At 66.5% G+C, this 20,133-nt stretch carries 16 protein-coding genes and 1 pseudogene; 12 read left to right on the top strand and 5 right to left on the bottom strand.

Annotation, left to right across the window (positions count from 1 at the left end; translation table 11 throughout):
* Positions 1-122: 122 nt before the first annotated feature.
* The 8 genes from ACVW17_RS30585 to ACVW17_RS30550 all read left to right on the top strand — a co-directional run bounded on the left by ACVW17_RS30585 (position 123) and on the right by ACVW17_RS30550 (position 8,506).
* Positions 123-1,268 (top strand): isobutyryl-CoA dehydrogenase, encoded by a 1,146-nt coding sequence (locus tag ACVW17_RS30585; RefSeq protein ID WP_456755324.1) that lies wholly within the window; start codon positions 123-125, stop codon positions 1,266-1,268.
* On the top strand, positions 1,265-2,344 hold the full coding sequence (locus ACVW17_RS30580; RefSeq protein WP_456755323.1) for an enoyl-CoA hydratase/isomerase family protein: 1,080 nt from the start codon (positions 1,265-1,267) through the stop codon (positions 2,342-2,344). The genes ACVW17_RS30585 and ACVW17_RS30580 overlap by 4 nt, the downstream gene beginning before the upstream one ends.
* A gap of 25 nt (positions 2,345-2,369) precedes the next feature.
* On the top strand, positions 2,370-3,257 hold the full coding sequence (gene mmsB, locus ACVW17_RS30575) for a 3-hydroxyisobutyrate dehydrogenase (RefSeq protein WP_456755322.1): 888 nt from the start codon (positions 2,370-2,372) through the stop codon (positions 3,255-3,257).
* A gap of 144 nt (positions 3,258-3,401) precedes the next feature.
* A complete protein-coding gene (locus ACVW17_RS30570; protein WP_456755321.1) occupies positions 3,402-5,126 on the top strand; it encodes an AMP-binding protein in 1,725 nt (574 codons plus the stop codon).
* Positions 5,127-5,138: 12 nt separating this feature from the next.
* On the top strand, positions 5,139-5,618 hold the full coding sequence (locus ACVW17_RS30565; protein ID WP_050418862.1) for a MaoC family dehydratase: 480 nt from the start codon (positions 5,139-5,141) through the stop codon (positions 5,616-5,618).
* A gap of 141 nt (positions 5,619-5,759) precedes the next feature.
* Positions 5,760-5,906, top strand: coding sequence for a hypothetical protein (locus tag ACVW17_RS30560; RefSeq protein ID WP_249136630.1), 147 nt, complete (start codon positions 5,760-5,762; stop codon positions 5,904-5,906).
* A gap of 267 nt (positions 5,907-6,173) precedes the next feature.
* A complete protein-coding gene (locus ACVW17_RS30555; RefSeq protein ID WP_456755320.1) occupies positions 6,174-7,091 on the top strand; it encodes an SDR family NAD(P)-dependent oxidoreductase in 918 nt (305 codons plus the stop codon).
* A 170-nt stretch (positions 7,092-7,261) separates the two neighbouring features.
* On the top strand, positions 7,262-8,506 hold the full coding sequence (locus tag ACVW17_RS30550; protein WP_456756562.1) for an NAD(P)/FAD-dependent oxidoreductase: 1,245 nt from the start codon (positions 7,262-7,264) through the stop codon (positions 8,504-8,506).
* Positions 8,507-8,582: 76 nt separating this feature from the next.
* On the opposite strand, the gene ACVW17_RS30545 is transcribed toward ACVW17_RS30550, so the two are convergent.
* Positions 8,583-9,800, bottom strand: coding sequence for an MFS transporter (locus ACVW17_RS30545; RefSeq protein WP_456755319.1), 1,218 nt, complete (start codon positions 9,798-9,800; stop codon positions 8,583-8,585).
* A gap of 93 nt (positions 9,801-9,893) precedes the next feature.
* Here ACVW17_RS30545 and ACVW17_RS30540 point away from each other — a divergent pair, with 93 nt between their 5' ends.
* Positions 9,894-10,796: a LysR family transcriptional regulator gene (locus ACVW17_RS30540; protein WP_456755318.1), complete on the top strand. Its 903-nt coding sequence runs from the start codon at positions 9,894-9,896 to the stop codon at positions 10,794-10,796.
* Between the two features lie 165 nt (positions 10,797-10,961).
* Here ACVW17_RS30540 and ACVW17_RS30535 read toward each other — a convergent pair whose 3' ends face one another.
* From ACVW17_RS30535 to ACVW17_RS30525, 3 genes and pseudogenes are all read right to left on the bottom strand, one after another.
* The gene (locus ACVW17_RS30535; RefSeq protein ID WP_456755317.1) at positions 10,962-12,041 is read right to left on the bottom strand and encodes a D-TA family PLP-dependent enzyme; all 1,080 of its coding nucleotides are present in this window, start codon (positions 12,039-12,041) and stop codon (positions 10,962-10,964) included.
* A 122-nt stretch (positions 12,042-12,163) separates the two neighbouring features.
* Positions 12,164-13,982 (bottom strand): annotated as a pseudogene (locus ACVW17_RS30530) (ABC-F family ATP-binding cassette domain-containing protein).
* Positions 13,983-13,984: 2 nt separating this feature from the next.
* A complete protein-coding gene (locus ACVW17_RS30525; RefSeq protein ID WP_456755315.1) occupies positions 13,985-14,482 on the bottom strand; it encodes a YaiI/YqxD family protein in 498 nt (165 codons plus the stop codon).
* 135 nt (positions 14,483-14,617) lie between these two features.
* On the opposite strand from ACVW17_RS30525, the gene ACVW17_RS30520 reads away from it, so the two are divergent.
* A complete protein-coding gene (locus ACVW17_RS30520) occupies positions 14,618-15,418 on the top strand; it encodes a hypothetical protein (RefSeq protein ID WP_456755314.1) in 801 nt (266 codons plus the stop codon).
* Between the two features lie 165 nt (positions 15,419-15,583).
* Here ACVW17_RS30520 and ACVW17_RS30515 read toward each other — a convergent pair whose 3' ends face one another.
* Positions 15,584-17,956 carry a xanthine dehydrogenase family protein molybdopterin-binding subunit gene (locus tag ACVW17_RS30515; protein WP_456798217.1) on the bottom strand — a complete coding sequence of 791 codons (2,373 nt, stop codon included), beginning with the start codon at positions 17,954-17,956 and terminating at the stop codon, positions 15,584-15,586.
* Positions 17,957-18,179: 223 nt separating this feature from the next.
* On the opposite strand from ACVW17_RS30515, the gene ACVW17_RS30510 reads away from it, so the two are divergent.
* Positions 18,180-19,223, top strand: a complete 1,044-nt coding sequence (locus ACVW17_RS30510) for a Ppx/GppA phosphatase family protein (RefSeq protein ID WP_456755312.1) — start codon at positions 18,180-18,182, stop codon at positions 19,221-19,223.
* A gap of 221 nt (positions 19,224-19,444) precedes the next feature.
* Positions 19,445-20,128, top strand: a complete 684-nt coding sequence (locus ACVW17_RS30505) for an RlmE family RNA methyltransferase (RefSeq protein ID WP_456755311.1) — start codon at positions 19,445-19,447, stop codon at positions 20,126-20,128.
* Positions 20,129-20,133: the final 5 nt, after the last annotated feature.

Genomic DNA, 20,133 nt, shown 5'->3' with positions numbered 1-20,133 from the left:
AGCCCAGGCCATCATTGCGAGCGCAGCGAAGCAATCCATCCATCCCCGCGTGGAAGAATGGATTGCTTCGTCGCTTCGCTCCTCGCAATGACGACCGATAGCCTTCAAGGGTAGACCGCGCCATGCAGTTCGCTCTCAACGAGGACCAGATCGCGGTTCGCGACATGGCGCGGGCGTTTGCGGCGTCGAGGATCGCGCCGCACGCGCTCGAATGGGACGAGACAAAGCATTTTCCAGTCGACGTGATGCGCGAGGCCGCCGGCCTCGGCATCGGCGGCATCTACATCAGGGACGATGTCGGCGGCTCGGCGATGACGCGCTTCGACGCCGCGCTGATCTTCGAGGCCTTGGCGACGGGCTGCCCGACGACCTCGGCCTTCATTTCGATCCACAACATGGCGTCCTGGATGATCGATGCCTATGGCAACGACACCCAGCGCCAGCAATGGCTGCCGAAGCTCTGCACCATGGAGCTGATCGCCAGCTACTGCCTGACCGAGCCGGGCGCCGGCTCGGACGCCGCGGCGCTGCGCACCCGCGCGGTGCGCGACGGCGATCACTACGTGCTCAACGGCCAGAAGCAGTTCATCTCCGGCGCGGGGAGCACCGACCTTCTGGTGGCGATGGTGCGGACCGGTGGCGACGGTCCCGGCGGCGTCTCGACGATCGTGATCGACGGCAAGACGCCGGGCGTCTCGTTCGGCAATAACGAACGCAAGATGGGCTGGAACGCGCAGCCGACCCGCGCCGTGATATTCGAGAACGCGCGCGTGCCGGTCGCAAACCGGCTCGGCGAGGAAGGCATCGGCTTCAAGATCGCGATGGCCGGCCTCGACGGCGGCCGTCTCAATATCGCGGCGTGCTCCCTCGGCGGCGCGCAGGCGGCGCTCGACAAGGCGCTGGCCTACATGAAGGACCGCAAGGCATTTGGAAAGCGGCTCGACGAATTCCAGGCGCTGCAATTCAAGATTGCCGACATGGCGACCGAGCTGGAAGCCGCGCGTACCTTCCTGTGGCGCGCGGCAGCGGCGCTCGACCGCAAGGATCCCGACGCCTCGATGCTGTGCGCGATGGCCAAGCGCTTCGGCACCGATGTCGGCTTCGAGGTCGCCAACCAGGCGCTGCAACTGCACGGCGGTTACGGCTACCTCAGCGAATACGGCATCGAGAAGATCGTGCGCGACCTGCGCGTGCACCAGATCCTCGAAGGCACCAATGAAATCATGCGGCTGATCGTGTCGCGCAAATTGATCGAGGGTGCGCGATGAATGATGTGGTTGCGGAAGGCGATCTGATCGCGCGCAGGGAAGGGGCGGCCGGCATCATCCGGCTCAACCGGCCGAAGGCGATCAATGCCGTGACCCTGGAGATGTTCCACGACATCGACAAGGCGCTCGACGCGTTCGAGGCCGATCCCGATGTCGCCGTTATCGTGCTGGAAGGGGCCGGCGAGCGCGGCCTGTGTGCCGGCGGCGATATCCGCGCGCTCTGGGAGAGCTCAAAGGTCAAGGGCGACCTCGGCAAGATCCTGTGGCGCGACGAGTACATCCTCAACGCCCGGATCAAGACATTCCCGAAACCCTATGTTGCCTTCATGGACGGCATCGTGATGGGCGGCGGGGTGGGGCTGTCGGCGCACAGCCGCCACCGTGTCGTGACCGAACGGACAAAACTCGCGATGCCCGAAGTCGGCCTCGGCTTCTTCCCCGATGTCGGCGGCACCTATCTCTTGTCGCGTTCGCCGGGCGAGATCGGCACCTATTTCGGTCTCACCGGCACCACCATGAACGGTCCGGACGCAATTTACGCCAAATTCGCCGACGCCGTGGTGCCGAGCGCAAAGCTGCCCGCGCTGCGCGAGGCGCTGACCAAGGTCGCTCCGGGTACGAACTCGGATGCGATCGACCGGCTGATCGCCGGCTTTGCGACTAGCGAGAAGGCAGGTCCGGTGGCCGCGCTCCAGGAAAAGATCGACCGCTGGTTCGCGCATGGACGGATGGAGGACATCGTTGCGGCGCTGAACGCCAATGGCTCCGAACTGGCGCAGTCGACCTTGAAGACGCTCGGCGAAAAATCGCCGCGCGGCATGGTGGTGACGCTGAAGCTGCTGCGGCTGGCGCGGGCGACCGAGACGCTGGAGGAGTGCCTGGTGCGCGAATATCGCGCGGCGCTCGAAGTGTTCGCCAGCGACGATTTCCGCGAGGGCGTGCGCGCCGCCGTGATCGACAAGGACCGCAATCCGAAATGGCAGCCCAGCCGGATCGAGGACGTGACGCCGGGGATGCTGGCGCCGTACTTCGCCGAGATCGGCGCCGACGAACTGAAATTTCCAGACAGCAAATAGAAACGTCGCAAGCGGAGGACTTCCCATGGCAAACGTCGCATTCATCGGGCTCGGCAATATGGGCGGGCCGATGGCGGCCAATCTGGTCAAGGCCGGCCACAAGGTGACCGCGTTCGATCTGGTCGCCGCATCGCGCGATCAGGCCAAAAGCGATGGCGCCGCGATCGCCGAGAGCGGCGTGGCTGCAGTGAAGGGCGCCGACGTCGTCATCACCATGCTGCCGGCCGGCAAGCATGTGCTCGGCGTCTGGAGCGAAGTGCTGCCCGCGATGGCCAAGGGCGCGCTGATCATCGACTGCTCGACCATCGACGTCGAGAGCGCCAAGCAGGCGCATGCGCTCGCCGCCAAGTACGGCATGGCTTCAGTCGATGCGCCGGTCTCCGGCGGCACCGGCGGCGCCAAGGGCGCGACCTTGACCTTCATGTGCGGCGGCGAGGTGAAGGCGTTCGCGGCGGCGCAGCCGATGCTGGCCAATATGGGCAAGAAGATCGTGCATTGCGGTGCCGGCGGCGCGGGGCAGGCGGCCAAGATCTGCAACAACATGATCCTCGGCATTTCCATGATCGCGGTCGGCGAGGCCTTCGTGCTGGCCGAAAAGCTCGGCCTGTCGCACCAGGCATTGTTCGACGTCGCCTCGACCTCGTCAGGGCAATGCTGGTCGCTGACCACCTACTGCCCGGTTCCCGGTCCGGTGCCGACTTCGCCGGCCAACAACGACTACAGGCCGGGCTTCGCCTCCAATTTGATGGTGAAGGACCTGACGCTGGCCCAGGATGCCGCCAATGCTGCCGGCGCGGTGACGCCGCTCGGCAAGCATGCGCAGGAGCTCTACAAGACCTTCGACGCGTCGGGCCATGGCGGGGTCGACTTTTCCGGAATTATCCAGCACGTTCGCAGCCTCGCTGGGAAATAGCTGCTTCTCGCGTAGCCCGGATCGAGCGCAGCGAAATCCGGGAGCAGCTTTATCAACCGGCGCGACCGCCCCGGATTGCGCTCCGCTCCATCCGGGCTACGGTTGAAGGTGACGCTGGTTGCCAATCAACGGGCTCGGAAGAAGATGACCACATTTCAGGACGCACGCGCCTTTCTGCTCAAGCACCGCACCGACTACGACGCAGCGGTGAAGGGATTTCGCTGGCCGGATCCGGTGCCGTTCAACTGGGCGCTGGACTGGTTCGACGCCGAGCTGGCGCGCAATGTCGAGAGCCGCGACCGCGCGGCGCTGTGGATCGTCGATGCGGCCAGCGGCAGCGAGAGCAGGCTCTCCTTCGCTGAGCTGTCGCGCCGTTCCAACCAGGTGGCAAATTTCCTGCGCGCGCAGGGGCTGAAGCGCGGTGATCATCTGTTGCTGCTGCTCGGCAATGTGGTGCCGCTGTGGGAGACCATGCTGGCGGCGATGAAGCTCGGCGTCGTCGTGATCCCCGCGACCACGCTGCTCACCGCCGACGAATTGCGCGACCGGCTGGATCGCGGCAAGGCGAAGGCGGTGGTCGCGACGCAGGATCAGGTCGCGAAATTCGTGGGCCTTGGCAGCGACAAGCTGGTCCGCATCGTGGTCGGCGCGACGCAGGCCAATGAGGGCTGGCTGCCGTTCGAGGATGCAGCGAAGGCACCCGAAGCCTTCACGCCCGATGGCCCGACCAAGGCCGACGATCCGATGCTGCTCTATTTCACCTCGGGCACCACGGCAAAGCCAAAACTGGTGCGGCACAGCCAGCGCAGCTATCCGGTCGGCCATCTCTCGACCATGTACTGGATCGGGCTGCAGCCCGGCGACGTCCATCTCAACATTTCTTCGCCGGGCTGGGCCAAGCATGCCTGGAGTTGCTTCTTCGCGCCGTGGAATGCCGGCGCCACGATCTTCATCGCCAACCAGCCGCGCTTCGAGGCGAAAGGACTGCTCGCGATCATCGGCCGCTGCGGCGTCACCACGCTGTGCGCGCCTCCGACGGTGTGGCGGATGTTCATCCAGGAAGATTTGGCAAGCTTCAAGGTCTCGCTGCGCGAGGTCTGCGGCGCCGGCGAGCCGCTCAACCCCGAGATCATCGACCAGGTCAAATCGGCCTGGGGGCTGACGATCCGCGACGGCTATGGCCAGACCGAGACCACGGCGCTGGCCGGCAATTCGCCGGGACAGAAGGTGAAGGTCGGCTCGATGGGCCGGCCGCTGCCGGGCTATCGCGTGCAGGTGACCGACAATGACGGTCACCCCGCCAAGGAGGGCGAGGTGACCTTGCTGCTCGGCGCCGACCGGCCGGCGGGCCTGATGCAGGGCTATCAGGGCGACGACGGCAGGCTGCTCGGCACCGACGGCGAGATCTATCGCAGCGGTGACGTCGTGTTCACCGATGACGAGGGCTATCTCACCTTCGTCGGCCGCACCGACGACGTGTTCAAATCCTCCGACTACCGCATCTCGCCGTTCGAGCTGGAGAGCGTGCTGCTGGAGCATGACGCCGTGGCCGAAGCCGCCGTGGTGCCGAGCCCGGACCCGATCCGGCTCGCGGTCCCCAAGGCCTATGTGCTGCTGGTGTCCGGTGTGGAGCGCTCGCCGGAGACGGCGCTGTCGATCTTCAAGCATTTGCACACGCGGCTCGCACCGTTTAAACGCATCCGCAAGATCGAGCTGGTCGCCGAACTTCCCAAGACGATTTCCGGCAAAATCCGTCGCGTGCAGTTGCGCCGGCTCGAACATGACGATGTCAGAAGCGATGCGTTGCGCGGAATAGAGTTCCGCGAGGAAGAATTTCCGGAGCTGCAGAAGGTGCGGACCTCCGGTTAGCGGAGGTTAGCAATGAACGAAGTCTGGAAGAAGCCGCCAGTGTCGCTGGAAACCTACCAGGGCATGGTCGGCAAGGAGATCGGCGTCTCCTCGTGGCACCTGCTGGACCAGGGCCGCATCGATACCTATGCCGACGTGATCGAGGATCACCAGTTCATCCATGTCGATCCCGAGCGCGCCAAGAAGGAGACCGCGTTCGGCACCACGATCGCCCATGGCTTCCTGACGATGTCGCTGCTGTCGATCATGTCCTACGAGGTGATGCCGGTGCTCGAAGGCACCGCGATGGGCGTCAATTACGGTTTCGACAAGCTGCGCTTCATCTCGCCGGTGCGGTCGGGCAAGCGCGTGCGCGGCCGTTTCGTGCTGGCGGAAGCCACGCTGCGCAAGCCGAAGGAGCTGCTGTCGCGCACCAATGTCACGGTCGAGATCGAGGGCGAGGACAAGCCCGCCCTGGTCGCCGACTGGCTCGGCCTGATCTATTTCAGCTGATTGATTGCTGAGTAACTCCACCTTTCCTGCACGCGGGAGAGGTGGAGCGAGTTGATCTGATCCAAGTCGCGCATTGACGGCTGTGTTCCCCGATGTCCATGATGCTCGCTTGAGGCGGTGCGGCCCCGGGGAGTGGCAGCCATGGTGCAGAACTTCGTCGCCGGACTTGTCGTGGTCGGTTTGCTGGTGATTGGCTTGATCAGCCACGCCCAGGAACATCACGAGTGCTGGAACGGGCACCTGATCAAGAGCCTGAAACCCTGCGGGTCGATGACCCCTGACGTCTAGTGCGCCGCGCGGCCGTGCCGGCTTCTCCTAGCTGGGCTTGACCCGGCGATCCATCGCTGCTCAAAAGTCCCCAACCTTTTCATGCCGCTCGGGCAGGCTCCCTCTCTCCTCGTGGGAGAGGGTGGCGAAATCGAGCGGAGCGAGATGAAGCCGGGTGAGGGGTCTCCCTCCGCGCGCGCATCCCGTGGAGAGAACCCCTCATCCGGCGCGCTGCGCGCGCCACCTTCTCCCACAAGGGGAGAAGGGAAGTAAGCAGGACGGACAAGCATGGCAATCAGGTTTGACGGACGCGTCGCTATCGTCACCGGCGCGGGCAACGGTCTTGGGCGGGCGCATGCGCTGGGGCTTGCCAGCCGCGGCGCCAAGGTCGTGGTCAACGATTTCGGCGGCGCGCGCGACGGCACCGGCGGCTCGCTGTCGCCGGCCGAGGCCGTGGTCGAGGAGATCCGCAAGGCCGGCGGCACCGCGATGGCCGATGGCGCCGACGTCTCGAACTTCGAGCAGGTCACCGCGATGGTCGAGCGCGCCACCAATGAATGGGGCAGCGTCGATCTGCTCTGTGCCAATGCCGGCATCCTGCGCGACAAGTCGTTTGCCAAGATGGAGGTCGCCGACTGGGCCAAGGTGCTCGACGTGCATCTCACCGGCACCTTCTACTGCTGCAAGGCGGTGTGGGCCGGCATGCGCGAGCGCAACTACGGCCGCATCGTGCTGACCACCTCGTCGTCCGGCCTGTTCGGCAATTTCGGCCAGGGCAACTACGGCGCGGCGAAGGCCGGCATGGTCGGCCTGATGAACGTGCTCGCCGAAGAGGGCCGCAAGAACAACATCAAGGTCAACACCATCTCGCCGACCGCGGCGACCCGCATGACCGAGGAGCTGCTGCCGCCGCAGGCGCTGCAACTGATGAAGCCGGAGGCGATCACGCCGGCGGTCGAATTCCTGCTCTCGGAGGACGCGCCGACCCGCACCATCATGGGCGCCGGTGCCGGCTCGTTCGCGGTCATCCGGGTGCTGGAGACCGAAGGCGTCAACCTGCCGCAGTCGGAATGGACGCCCGACGGCGTTGCCGCGCACTTCGCTGACATCAGCGACATGTCGACCGCGAAAGCGTTGCAGGGCGCCTTCGAGCAGACGCAGAAATACGTCGCCCAGGCCGCCGCGCGGGCTGGGATCAAGCTGTAGGTCGAGTCGTTCCGGGGCGATACGAAGCATCGAACCCTCAGGTGCGCAATTGCGCACCGAGAACTTCGAGATTCCCCGGTGCACAATTGTGCACCTGAGGTCTGGTGCTAACGCACCATCCCGGAATGACACCTTTTGTTGTGGCGCCGAGCTGGGCCTACACTCACAGCATGCCATCACCCCCCGCCAGTCATGTCGCCGTCATCGGAGCCGGACCTGCCGGCCTGATGGCGGCGGAAACTCTTGCGGCCGGCGGTGCAAAGGTGACCGTCTACGACGCGATGCCGTCGGCCGGCCGCAAGTTGCTGATGGCCGGCCGCGGCGGGCTCAATCTCACCCATAGCGAGCCGCTACCGGATTTCCTCAATCGCTATCGCGAGGCGATGCCGCGCCTGAAGGCTGCGGTCGAGGCGTTTCCGCCGGATGCGTTGCGCGACTGGAGCGAGGCGTTGGGCCAGCCGACGTTTGTCGGCAGCAGCGGCCGCGTGTTTCCCGAGGCGTTCAAGGCATCGCCTTTGCTGCGCGCCTGGTTGCGGCGGCTCGATGCCGCGGGGGTGGCATTCGCATTCCGGCATCGCTGGATCGGATGGGATGCGAAGGGCGCACCGCTGTTTAAGGCGCCGGATGGCCCGCATGCGATCAAGGCCGATGCGACCGTCCTCGCGCTCGGCGGCGCGAGCTGGCCGCGGCTCGGTTCGGACGGTGCGTGGGCGGAGTTCGTTGCGGCGAAGGGCGTTGCCGTGGCGCCGATGCGACCGGCCAATTCCGGCTTCACCGTCGCGTGGTCGAACATCTTCCGCGACCGGTTTGAGGGGCAGCCGCTCAAGGGTGTCGCTCTCACGATCGGTCCGCATACGGTCCGCGGCGAGGCGATCATCACCCAGACCGGCATCGAGGGCGGCGCGATCTATGCACTGTCGGCCGAGTTGCGCGAGGCGGTGCTGGGTATCGGGCAGGCGACGCTGACGATCGCGCTGCGGCCGGACCTCGACGCCGCCGCGCTGACCACCCGCCTGTGCGGGACGCGCGGCAAGCAATCGCTCGCGAATTTCCTGCGCAAGGCGGCGCAAGTCTCGCCTGTTGGCATCGGCCTGATGCAGGAGGCGGCGATTGCGTCCGGCCGGCCGCTGACATCGTTCTCGCCGGCAGAGCTCGCGCAGCTGATCAACGCGCTTCCGGTGCAACTCACCGGCATCGCGCCGATCGATCGCGCGATCTCGAGCGCGGGCGGGATCGCGTTCAGCGAGCTCGACGCGCATTTCATGCTGCGGCGGTTGCCCGGTGTCTTCGCCGCCGGCGAGATGCTTGACTGGGAGGCACCGACCGGCGGCTACCTGTTGCAGGCGTCGTTCGCGACCGGCGTGGCCGCCGGGAAGGGCGCGTTGAATTGGTTGAAGTTGATGGGTGGAGCGTAGCGATACCCATCGACTTGGTCCGCGTAACGAAATGATGGGTATCGCTCCGCTCCACCCATCCTTGGGATCGGACAATTCATTCTGACCCCACCTTCGTCGCGATGTCGGTGACGAACCCGAGCACGCCGAACGCCGCGGCGACCGCGCAGACCGCTGTCCAGCCGCCAAAGCTCCACGCCGCCGATGCCGCGGCGGCGCCGACCGCGCCGCCGATGAAGAACAGTGCCACGAACAGGCCGTTGATCCGGCCGCGCGCCTCGGGCCGCAGCAAATTGACGGCGCGCCGGCCAAGCGTCTGGTCGGTCGTGATGCCGAAATCGAGCAGGATGGCGCCGACGCCCAGCAACGAGAGAGCCGCGATCCGCGACTCGATCATGCCCGCCCAGGCGCACAGGATGACCGCACCGACGATGAGAAGGTGCGAGACGATCAGCAGCGGCCGTGCAAAGCCCCGGTCGCCCCATCGCCCGGCGATCGGGGTCGCGGCCGCCCCGGCGACGCCGATCAGGGCGAACAGCGCGATCCCCCTGGCGTCGAGCTTGAACGGCGCCTCCGGCAGCCGCAGCGCGATCGCGGCCCAGAACGCGGTGAAGGACGCCATCACCAGCGCCGCGGTCCAAGACCGCACGCGCAGCACCGGCTCTTCGCGCAGCAGCCTTGGAAACGAACGCAGCAGCGCGCCGTAGCTGACCTTCGCCGCCGGCTGCAGCGTCGGCAGCGTACGCGCCAGCGCGCAGGCGAGCGCCGTCATCAGCACGGCCGATGTGAAATAGTAGCCGCGCCAGTTCCAGCTGTCCGCGATCAGGCTCGCCGCCGGCCGCGACAGCAGGATGCCGATCATCAGGCCGCTCATGACGTCGCCGATCGCTTGTCCTCGCCGTTCCGGCGGCACCATCGAGGCCACCAGCGGCACCACCATCTGGATCGCGGCGCAGGAGGCGCCGAGAATGAAGGTGGCGGCCAGCAGCATCAGCGGCGTCGGCGCCAGCGCGGTGCCGATCGCGGCGACGATGGCGCAGGCCAGCGTGCGCAGGATCAGCCGCCTGTTCTCGACCAGATCGACCAGCGGCACCAGCAACAGCAGCCCGAGCGCGTAGCCGAGCAGGGTCAGCGTCGAGATCAGGCCGGCCTCCAGCGGGGTCATGCCGAGCGAGCGGCCGATCAGGCCAACCAGGATCTGCGGCGCAAACAGGTTGGTGACGACGGTGCCGGTGGTGATGGCGCCGATCCAGATCAGCGGACGCACGGAGGTCGTGCGCGCCGGGGAGAGTTTGGAGGCTTCGGAAATGGTCATGGGACCTCGCAGGGACGTGGCGAGGCCCCCTTTAGGGGATCGGCCTAATATGCTACAATTCAAATAAGCTAATGAAGAATATGCGAGATTGTTATGAACACGCATGACCTCGTGGCGTTCGTCGCCGTGGTGGAGACCGGATCGATCGTCGCGGCGTCGTCACGGTTGAACCTCACCCAGCCCGGCGTGACGCGGCGGATCCAGAATCTCGAGGAGATGCTGGGCGCGCAGCTGCTCGACCGGTTGTCGAAGCCGCTGAAGCCGACGGCCGCCGGCATCGAGGCCTACGAGCAGGGTCGCCGCCTGCTGCGGATGCTCGACGATCTCAAGTCAGGCGTCGCCAATGACGGCGTGGTGCGCGGCGAGTTCAGGCTTGGGCTGACGCCGTATTTGTCGGAGGCGGGACTGGCCGGCCCGCTCGACGCGGTGCGCGCGGAATTTCCCGCGCTCGCGGTGCGCGTCGTGGCGGGCCTGTCGCCGCACCAGATCGACGCGGTGTCGCGCAACGAGCTGGATGCCGCGGCGATCTGCATTCCCGATGGTGCCGTGCCGCCGTCGGACCTCGCCGCTGACGATCTCGGCGCGCAGCCGGTCATCTTCGTCGTCGCGCGCGACATCAAGCTGCCGAAATCCGCCGACCTCGAATGGCTGTCGCGCATGGGATGGGTGATGAACCAGGACGGCTGCGGCTTCCGTCAGACGCTGAAGCGTCAGTTCGAAGCCGCGCATCTGCCGTTCAACGTCGCGGTCGAGGCGCTCGACAGCGAGCTCCGGCTGTCGCTGGTCGCGCGCGGGCTCGGCATCGGCGTCGTGACGCCGGTCGCGCTGAAGCGGAGCGCGCTGCGCAGCCGGCTTAAGGTGGTCAGGATCGAGGGGTTCAAGGCCGCGGTCCGGGCCTGGGTCGTGCATCGTCCGCCCGCCGGCCGCCTGGCGCGGCCGATCGAGGTGTTTCGCGCGGCGCTGGACCAGGAGCTGCAAGCGCTGATCCGGGGGTAGATTCGGATGGGTGGAGCGCAGCCCGCCGTCGCACTTCGAGGCCTCCGCTGCGCTACGGCACCTCCAGCGACAACGGCTTCGCCGTTGCGCGGGTGTGACGGCTTCGAGAGAGCGTCATCCTGAGGTGCGAGCGGAGCGAGCCTCGAAGGATGCGCGGGCGATCAGTCAGCGCAGCTTGCCCCTTGCGGTCACCGGCAACGCGCCGATGATCTGGTCGCCGCGCACCATCACGACCTCGTCCATCATGTTGACGACGACGCAGACGTGATTGGGCACGATGCGCACGACGTCGCCGACGTCAGGCCGGGTGTTGCTGCGGGAGAGGTCGAGGAAGCCGTGCTCCTCGGCGAAGCGCGCGATCTTGGCCTCGGGATGTTCCAGGATCAGGCCGTGGCCCTCGAGCCCGCCGGTGTCCGAGGTCAGCGTCTTGGAGCCGGCATCGAGGATGCCGCGCTCGGGGCCGGCGCGGCTGACCACGGTGGAATAGATATGCAGCGCGCAATCGTCCCAGCTCGCGACGCCGGCCGCGACCTGCATGCGGTCGTTGTAAATGTAAGTGCCGAAGCGATGCTCGGTGCCGCCTTTCAGCCTGCCGAGATTCTTCAGGTTCGGCGTGCCGCCGGTGGACACGATTGTTGCATCGAGGCCGTGGGCGCGCACGCCGGCCAGCGCCTCGTCGTAGAATGTCTGCGCATCGGCCCAGCCGGTCTCGGTCGGGTACAGCATGAAGCCCGCGAAAGTCAGACCCTTGGAGGCCGCGATCTCGCGCGCCAGCGAGATCGCCTCACGCGGGGTCTCGACGCCGGCGCGCTTGCGGCCGGTGTCGCATTCGACCACGACCGAGAGCGGACGCCCCGAGGCGGCTGCGGCCTTCGGCAGGTCGGCGACCACGACGGAATTATCCGCCGCGACGGTGACGTTGGCCTTGGCTTGCAGCGCGCCGAGCCGCGCCATCTTCTCGTCGCCGAGCAGATTGTAGCTGATCAGGATGTTATCGATGCCGCTATCCGCCATGATCTCGGCTTCGCCGAGCTTCTGGCAGGTGATCCCCTTGGCGCCGGCCTTGATCTGGAGCTGCGCCAGCATCGGGTTCTTGTGGGTCTTGATATGCGGCCGGTTGGCGACACCGGCCTCGTCGCAGGCTTTCTGGATGCGCGCGATGTTGCGCTCGACCCGGTCCATGTCGATCACGGCGCAGGGCGTGCCGTAGTCCTTGGCGATCTTGGCGGCGAGGGGCGTGGTCATGGGCTACTCCATTCAGTTTTCGTCATTGCGAGCGAAGCGAAGCAATCCATCGGGCCGCATATGCGGAAGGATGGATTGCTTCGTCGCTCCGCTCCTCGCAATGACGACTGGGGACATTGCGCTTACGCCTGTTCGATCTCTTCGCGCAGCACTTCGAGCTCGAGCCAGCGGTCTTCGGCGGCGGCGAGCTCTTGCTGCGCCTTGGCGATCGCGGCCGACGCGGTGTCGAATGTCTTGCGATCCTTCGCATAAAGATCGGGATCGTCGAGCAGCTTCTGCTGCTTGGCAATCTCGGCATGCAGCCTGTCGATCGTCTTCGGCAGCGTCTCCAGCGCGTGCTTCTCGTTGAAGCTCAGCCGGCGCCGTGGCGCGGCTTCAGGGGCCGCGGCCCTCGCTTCCTTCTTCTCGTCTGTCGGGGCGTCCGCCTTTACTGTCTCGCGCTTCACGTCGGCGCCGCGCTGCGCCAGCATGTCGGAATAGCCGCCGGCATATTCGATCCAGCGTCCCTGGCCTTCGGGCACCACCACCGACGTCACCACGCGGTCGAGGAAGTCGCGGTCGTGGCTGATCAGGATCACCGTGCCTTCGTAGTCGCCGAGCATGTCCTCGAGCACATCGAGGGTTTCGAGATCGAGGTCGTTGGTCGGCTCGTCCAGGATCAGGAGGTTCGACGGCTTGGCCAATGCGCGGGCCAGCATCAGCCGGCCGCGCTCGCCGCCGGACAGCGCCTCCAGCGGCGTGCCGCGCTGCTCCTGCGCGAACAGGAAGTCTTTCATGTAGCCGATCACGTGCTTCGACTTGTCACCGACCATCACATGATCGCCGCGGCCGCCCGGTCAGCGCCTCGGCCAAGGTCAGCTTCGGATCGAGGCTCTCGCGATGCTGATCGAGCGTCGCCATCTCGATATTGGCGCCCAGCCGCACCGAGCCGGAATCCGGCGGATCGTTGCCGATCAGAAGATGCACCAGCGTGGTCTTGCCGGCGCCGTTCGGACCGACGATGCCGACGCGGTCGCCGCGCTGGATCCTGGTCGAGAAGCCGTCGACGATCTTGCGCTCGCCGAAGGCCTTGGCGATGTTCTTGGCCTCGATCACCAGGCGGCCGGATTTGTCGGCCTCGGCGGCGGCGAGCGTGGCGTTGCCGGTGGCGCCGCGATAATTGCGGCGCTGGTCGCGCAGCGCATGCAGGTTGCCGAGCCGCTTGACGTTGCGCTTGCGGCGGCCGGAGACGCCGTAGCGCAGCCAGTGTTCTTCATTGACGATTTTGCGGTCGAGCTTGTGCTGCTCGCGCTCTTCCTCCGCCAGCACCTCGTCGCGCCATTCCTCGAAGGCGCCGAAGCCGCGCTCGATCTGCCGGATCCGGCCGCGGTCGAGCCAGGCGGTCGAGCGCGACAGATTGGTGAGGAAGCGGCGGTCGTGGCTGATCAGCACCAGCGCACAGCGCCGGCTCTCCAATTCGCCCTCGAGCCATTCGATGGTCGGCAGGTCGAGATGGTTGGTCGGCTCGTCCAGCAGCAAAATATCGGGCGAGGGCGCCAGCACCCGTGCCAGCGCGGCGCGGCGCGCCTCGCCGCCGGAGACATGCGCCGGGTCTTCCTCGCCGCTGAGACCAAGCTGTTCGAGCAGGTAGCGCGCCTGGTAGTGGTCGTCGCCGGGACCAAGCCCGGCCTCGACATAGGCCAGCGTCGTCTTGTGCTCCCCGAAATCAGGCTCCTGCGGCAGATAGCGGATGGTGGCGCCGGGCTGCACGAAGCGGCTGCCGGCATCGGGCTCGACCAGCCCGGCCGCGATCCGCAGCAGCGTCGATTTGCCGGAGCCGTTGCGGCCGATCAGGCAGACGCGCTCGCCCGCGGAGACCGACAGCTCGACGCCCGACAGCAGCGGCGTGCCGCCGAAGGTCAGGCTGATGTCCTTGAGCTGGATGAGAGGAGGCGGAGCCATCGCTAACCCCCGTTCGCCGACGCCTGCTCGGCGCGGCGGCGCTGGATGCGGCGGATGGTCTGGTCGAGCGCCGACAGGAATGTCGAGCGGTCGCGCGGCGAGTAGGATTTCGGCCCGCCGGTGATCTCGCCCGACGAACGCAGATCGGTCATCAGATTGCGCATCGCCAAGGTCATGCCGATCGACTGTTCCGTGAACGGTTTTCCATTTGGCGCGATCACATCGGCGCCGGCCTTGACGCAGCGGCTCGCCAGCGGAATGTCCGCGGTGATCACGACATCGCCCGCATGCGCGCGTTCCGCGATCCAGTCGTCGGCAGCGTCCATGCCCGAACCGGCGGCGATGCGCTCGATCAGCGGATCCTGCGGCACGCGGACGAAATTGCCGGCGACCACGCTGACCGGCACGCCGAGCCGGATCGCGACGCGATAGATCTCGTCCTTCACCGGACAGGCGTCGGCATCGACATAAATGCGGGTGGGAGCAGGGGTTTCAGTCATCGATTCAAGAGTTGGAGAGCGCGGCCTGCGTGTACTCCATCGGGCGGAAAATTGCGAGCAGAACGAGAGACTTGTCTCGGTGCCCGGTTCGACTACGATTGCCCGAGAAAAACCACCGAAATAAGGGGAAACCCGATGGATTCGAAGGCTTCGCTGACCTACCGCGTCGAGGCGCACAACACGTCAAAGCTCTCGGAGAATAAGATCCACGACGACACGGTTGCGAAAAAATTCGGCTTTTCCGGCGGGCTGGTGCCCGGCGTCGACGTGATGGCCTACATGATGCACCTGCCGGTCGAGAGATGGGGCCGCGATTTCCTCGAACGCGGCCTGATCGAGGCGCGCTTCGTCAAGCCGGTCTATGACGGCGAGATCGCCGAATTGACCGGCCGGGAGACCGGCAACGGGCTCACGATCGAGCTCCATAGCCGCGCCGAGCTCTGCGCCACCGGCACCGCATCGCTGCCGGCGTCAGCGCCGAAATTTGCGCTCGACGATTATAAGCAGGTCGCCGCGGTCGCCGAACGCAAGCCGGTCAGCGCGTCGTCCTATGAAGAGGGCAAATGGCTCGGCACCATCCCACGCGACTGGTCCGGCGATGCCGCGAAGGACTATCTTGCCGATATCAGGGAGACCGACCCGATCTATCTGCGCGAAGGCCTCGGCCATCCCGGCCTGTTGCCGCGGGTGATGAACAAGGTACTGGTCGACAATGCGATCCTCGGGCCGTGGATCCATGTCGGCACAAGGATGCAGCTGCTCTCAGCCGGCAAGATCGGCGACGAGCTGACGGCGCGCGCCAAGGTGATCGGCAATTACGACAAGAAGGGCCATCGCTTCGTCGAGCTCGACGCGCTGGTGCTCGGCAACGGCGTGCCGCTGGCGCATTGCTGGCACATCGCGATCACCCAGCCGCGCGAGCAGGCCGCGGCGTAGCAGGAAGGGGCAAGGCCCCTCCGCACCAACGGTGTCATACCCCGCGCAGGCGGGGGTTCCAGTACGCCGCGGCCTCTCGGCTCAACAGCTGCTGTCTCCGGAATACTGGACCACCCGCCTTCGCGGGTGGTGACAGCGGAGGATAGTGGCGACAGCAACGCGCCCTTACGCCGCCTTCGCCTTGGCGTCCTGGATCGCGCGCCAGACCCGCTCCGGCGTCAGCGGCATGTTGATGTGCTTGATGCCGTACTCCGACAGCGCGTCGACCACCGCGTTGACGATGCAGACCAGGCTGCCGGCGCAGCCGGCTTCGCCGCAGCCCTTGGTGCCGAGCGGATTGGATTTCGCCGGCGAGGGGTGATCGCCGACCTGCATCGACGGCACGTCGCCGGCGCGCGGCAGCGCGTAGTCCATGAACGAGCCGGTGATCGGCTGGCCGGAGGCGTCGTAGCTGACTTCCTCCATCAGCGCCTGGCCGATGCCTTGCGCGACGCCGCCATGCAATTGGCCGGCGACGATCATCGGATTGACCACGACGCCGAAATCGTTGACCGCGGAGTAGCGCACGATCCGCGTCACCCCAGTCTCGGGATCGATCTCGACCTCCGCGACATGGCAGCCGTTCGGGAAGGTCGACGCGGTCTCTTTGGTGGCGTGATCGACGTCGAGCGTGTCCGGCGTGCCCTCGGGCATGTTGCCGGCGCGCATCCGCTCGGCGAGCTCCATGATGCCGATCGAGCGGTCGGTGCCGGCGATGGTGAAGCGGCCGGCGCCGAATTCGATGTCGGCCTCGGAGGCCTCCAGGATGTGCGCGGCGGCCTTCTTGCCCTTCTCGACCACGAGTGCCGCGGCCTCGACGATCGCCTGTCCGGTCGCGGTGATCGAGCGCGAGCCGCCGGTGCCGTTGCCGAACCGCACGAGATCGCTGTCGCCCTGTTCGAGCGTGATCTTCTCGAAGGGCACGCCGAGCTGGTCGGACAGCACCTGCGCGAACGGCGTGGCGTGGCCCTGGCCGTAATCGAGCGTGCCGGTGGTGAGCTTCACCGAACCGTCGGGCTCGAAGGTGATCTTGCCGAGCTCGCCGGACGGCGGCGCGGTGACCTCGAGATACGAGCCCACCGCGATGCCGCGCAGTCTGCCGCTCTTCCTGCTCTCCTTCTTGCGCTTGGCGAAATTCTCGTAATCGGAGATCTCCAGCGCCTTCTGGAACACGCCGGCGAAGTCGCCGCTGTCATAGGTGACGCCGGAGGCGGCTGGGAACGGCAGTTGCGAGGGCTTGATGAAATTGCGCTTGCGCAAGGTGAAGCGGTTGATGCCCATCTCGTCGGCAGCGGCGTCGATCAGCCGCTCCATGTAGTAATTGGCCTCGGGCCGGCCGGCGCCGCGATAGGCGCCCATCAGCGTGGTGTTGGTCAAGACCGTCTTGATGTCGACGCCGAGCAGCGGCGTGCGGTAGACGCTGGCGAGGTTCTTGCCGGTGTTGAGCGACAGCGGGCCCGGCGCGACGCCGGTGATGTAGGCGCCGAGATTGCCGTAGCCGGAGAGCCGCACCGCGAGGAACTTGCCGTCGGCGTCGAGCGCGAGCTCGGCATGGATCAGCTGCGCGCGGCCCTGGCTGTCGGACAGGAAGCTGGTGGAGCGCTCGTCGAGCCACTTCACCGGGCGACCCAGCTCGCGCGCGGCATGCGCGATGCAGGTGTATTCGGGATAGTTGAGGTTCTTCATCCCGAACGAGCCGCCGACATTGCCGGTGAGGATGCGGACCTTGTCGGCGGGCACGTTGAGCAGGCGGGCCAGGATCGCCTTGTTGCCGGAGACGCCCTGGGTCGGCACCTGCAACGTGAAGCGTTCGGTCTTCTTGTCGTAATGCGCGAGTGCGACGCGCGGCTCCATCGAGACCACGGCGACGCGGGTGTTGACGATGTCGAGTTTTGTGACGTGCGCGGCGGCGGCGAACGCGGCTTCGATCTTGGCCGTGTCGCCATAGTGGTAGTCGAGCGCGACGTTGTTGGGGATGTCGTCATAGAGCTGCGGCGCGCCGGATTTAGCGGCTTCGGCCGCATCGGTCACCGCCGGCAGCGGCTCGATATCGACCTCGACAGCCTCGGCCGCGTCACGCGCCTGCGCGGCGGTCTCGGCCACCACGAAGGCCACGGGATCGCCGACGAAGCGCACCTTGTCGGTCGCCAGCGCCGGGCGGTTGGTTTGCTTGAGCGGAGAGCCGTCGCGGTTCTTCAGCGGCAGGCCGCAGGTGAAGGGGTTGTAGCCGGCGGCCGCGAGGTCGGCGCCGGTCCACACCCCGAGCACGCCCGGCATCGCCCTGGCGGCCTCGGTGGCGATCCCCTTGATGATCCCATGGGCATGGGAGGAGCGGACCATCCAGCAAATGGCCTGGCCGGGCAGGGAGAAATCGTCGGTGTATTTGCCCTTGCCGCGCACCAGGGTGTCGTCCTCCTTTCGTCGAACAGGCTGTCCGACACCGTATTTTTGCAGTGCGATAGCGTTTTCGAGGGAGGCTGGCGGCGTATGATCTTGCATCGAAAATGACCTGAAATGCCCGGATTTGGTGGCGTTTGGGGGCGCAGACGGGATAACGCACACCCCCCTTAACGACAACGCCCGATTGGGCATGGAGCCAATGTGAACGGAGTTTGCGCAGGGCTTTGACGCTGCTAAAGTTTCCGTGAACGACAATTATTCGGCGGGCCCACGGATTGCTCCCGGTGGATTGCTCCGGGGGTCCTGCGGAAAGACAGTTTTGATGAACGACCATGTGCGGCTTTGCGACGGCCCCCCGGCCGGCGAAGCCCCGTCAGGGTTGGTTGCGGCCGCCGCGGATAATGGCGTCTACGCCGCGCTCGATCTTGGCACCAACAATTGCCGGCTCCTGATTGCCTGTCCCACTGGCGACGGGTTCCGCGTGGTCGACTCGTTCTCGCGGATCATCCGGCTTGGCGAGGGTATCGCTGCGACCGGCTCGATCAGCGAGGCGGCGATCGAGCGGGCGATTGCCGCGCTCGCCATCTGCAGCGACAAGATCCGCTACCGCAAGGCGCGCCGGCTGCGGCTGATCGCCACCGAGGCCTGCCGCGCCGCCGGCAATGCCGAGAGTTTTCGCGCGCGCGTCGCGGCCGCGACGGGCATCGAGCTCGAGGTGATCGATCGCGAGACCGAGGCGACGCTGGCCGTGATCGGATGCTCGCCGCTGCTCGACCCGAAGGGGCGGGGCGCTATCCTGTTCGACATCGGCGGCGGCTCGACCGAGCTGGTGCGGATCGAGCGCGATCCCAACGCGCCCGATGCGCCGCCGCGCATCAAGGCGTGGATGTCGATCCCGCTCGGGGTCGTCACGCTGGCCGAACATTTCGGCGGCAGGAACGTGACCCGCGATCTCTACGCGCAGATGATCGACGAGGTCGCCCGCCACGTCGCGCCGTTCGCGGCCGAGCACGGCCGGGACCTGCGCGACATGCACATGCTCGGCACCTCGGGCACCGTGACCACGCTCGCCGGCGTCTTCCTCAATCTGTCGCGCTACGATCGCCGCCGCATCGACGGCATCTGGATGGAGGATGCCGACGTCACCGCCACGATCCAGAAATTGCTCGGCATGAGCTATGAGGCGCGCGTCAGCAACAGCTGCATCAGCGTCGAGCGGGCCGACCTGGTGCTCGCCGGCTGCGCGATCCTCGATGCGATCCGCAACGCGTTCCCGATGCCGCGGCTCCGCGTCGCCGATCGCGGCCTGCGCGAGGGCATGCTGGTCGAGATGATGCGCGAGGACGGCGCGCTGCGGGCGTGCTAGGGCTTCTCTTGCCTCGCCCCGCTTGCGGGGAGAGGCCTAGGCCGCCTACGGCGGCCGTCCCCTAAGTGGACGCCGAAGCGAAGCTTCGGCTACGTTGCATGTCAATGCAATCCGGGTGAGGGGGACTCTCCACGAGCGCATCTCTCACCTTCATTGCGGAAGCAGCCCCTCACCCCAACCCTCTCCCCGCAAGAGCGGGGCGAGGGAGAAGAGAAAATGAAATGGCGAAAGACACCACCGGGCGGCTGCACGTCACGGTCAAGAGCGGCGGCAAGCGCAAATTGTCGTCAAAACTCTGGCTGGAGCGCCAGCTTAACGATCCCTATGTCGCCAAGGCCAAGGCGATGGGCTATCGCTCGCGCGCGGCCTTCAAGCTGCTCGAGATCGACGACAAATATCGCCTGCTCAAGCCCGGCATGACGGTGGTCGACCTCGGCGCCGCGCCCGGCGGCTGGAGCCAGATCGCGGCGAAACGCACCGGCGCCGCCGACGGCAAGGGCAAGGTGGTCGCGATCGATCTGCTGGAGATGGGCGAGATCCCCGGCGTCACCTTCGCGCAGCTCGATTTCCTCGACCATGACGCGCCCGAGAAGCTGATCGCGATGATGGGCGGCCGCGCCGATTTCGTGATGTCCGACATGGCGGCCAACACCACCGGCCATCGCAAGACCGATCAGCTCCGCATCATCGGCCTGGTCGAGACCGCGGCGCATTTCGCCGGCGAGGTGCTCAACCCCGGCGGCACGTTCCTGGCAAAAGTGTTTCAGAGCGGCGCCGACGCCGAGCTGGTGGCGCAGCTGAAGCGCGATTTCGCCACCGTCCGCCACGTCAAGCCGGCGGCCAGCCGTCAGGATTCGTCCGAGCGCTACGTGCTGGCGACCGGGTTTCGCGCCGCGAGACGTTGACCTGT

Source organism: Bradyrhizobium sp. USDA 4473, assembly GCF_054063335.1.
Note: the sequence above shows the minus strand (reverse complement) of the source record. Positions and strands in the feature narration are given on the sequence as shown.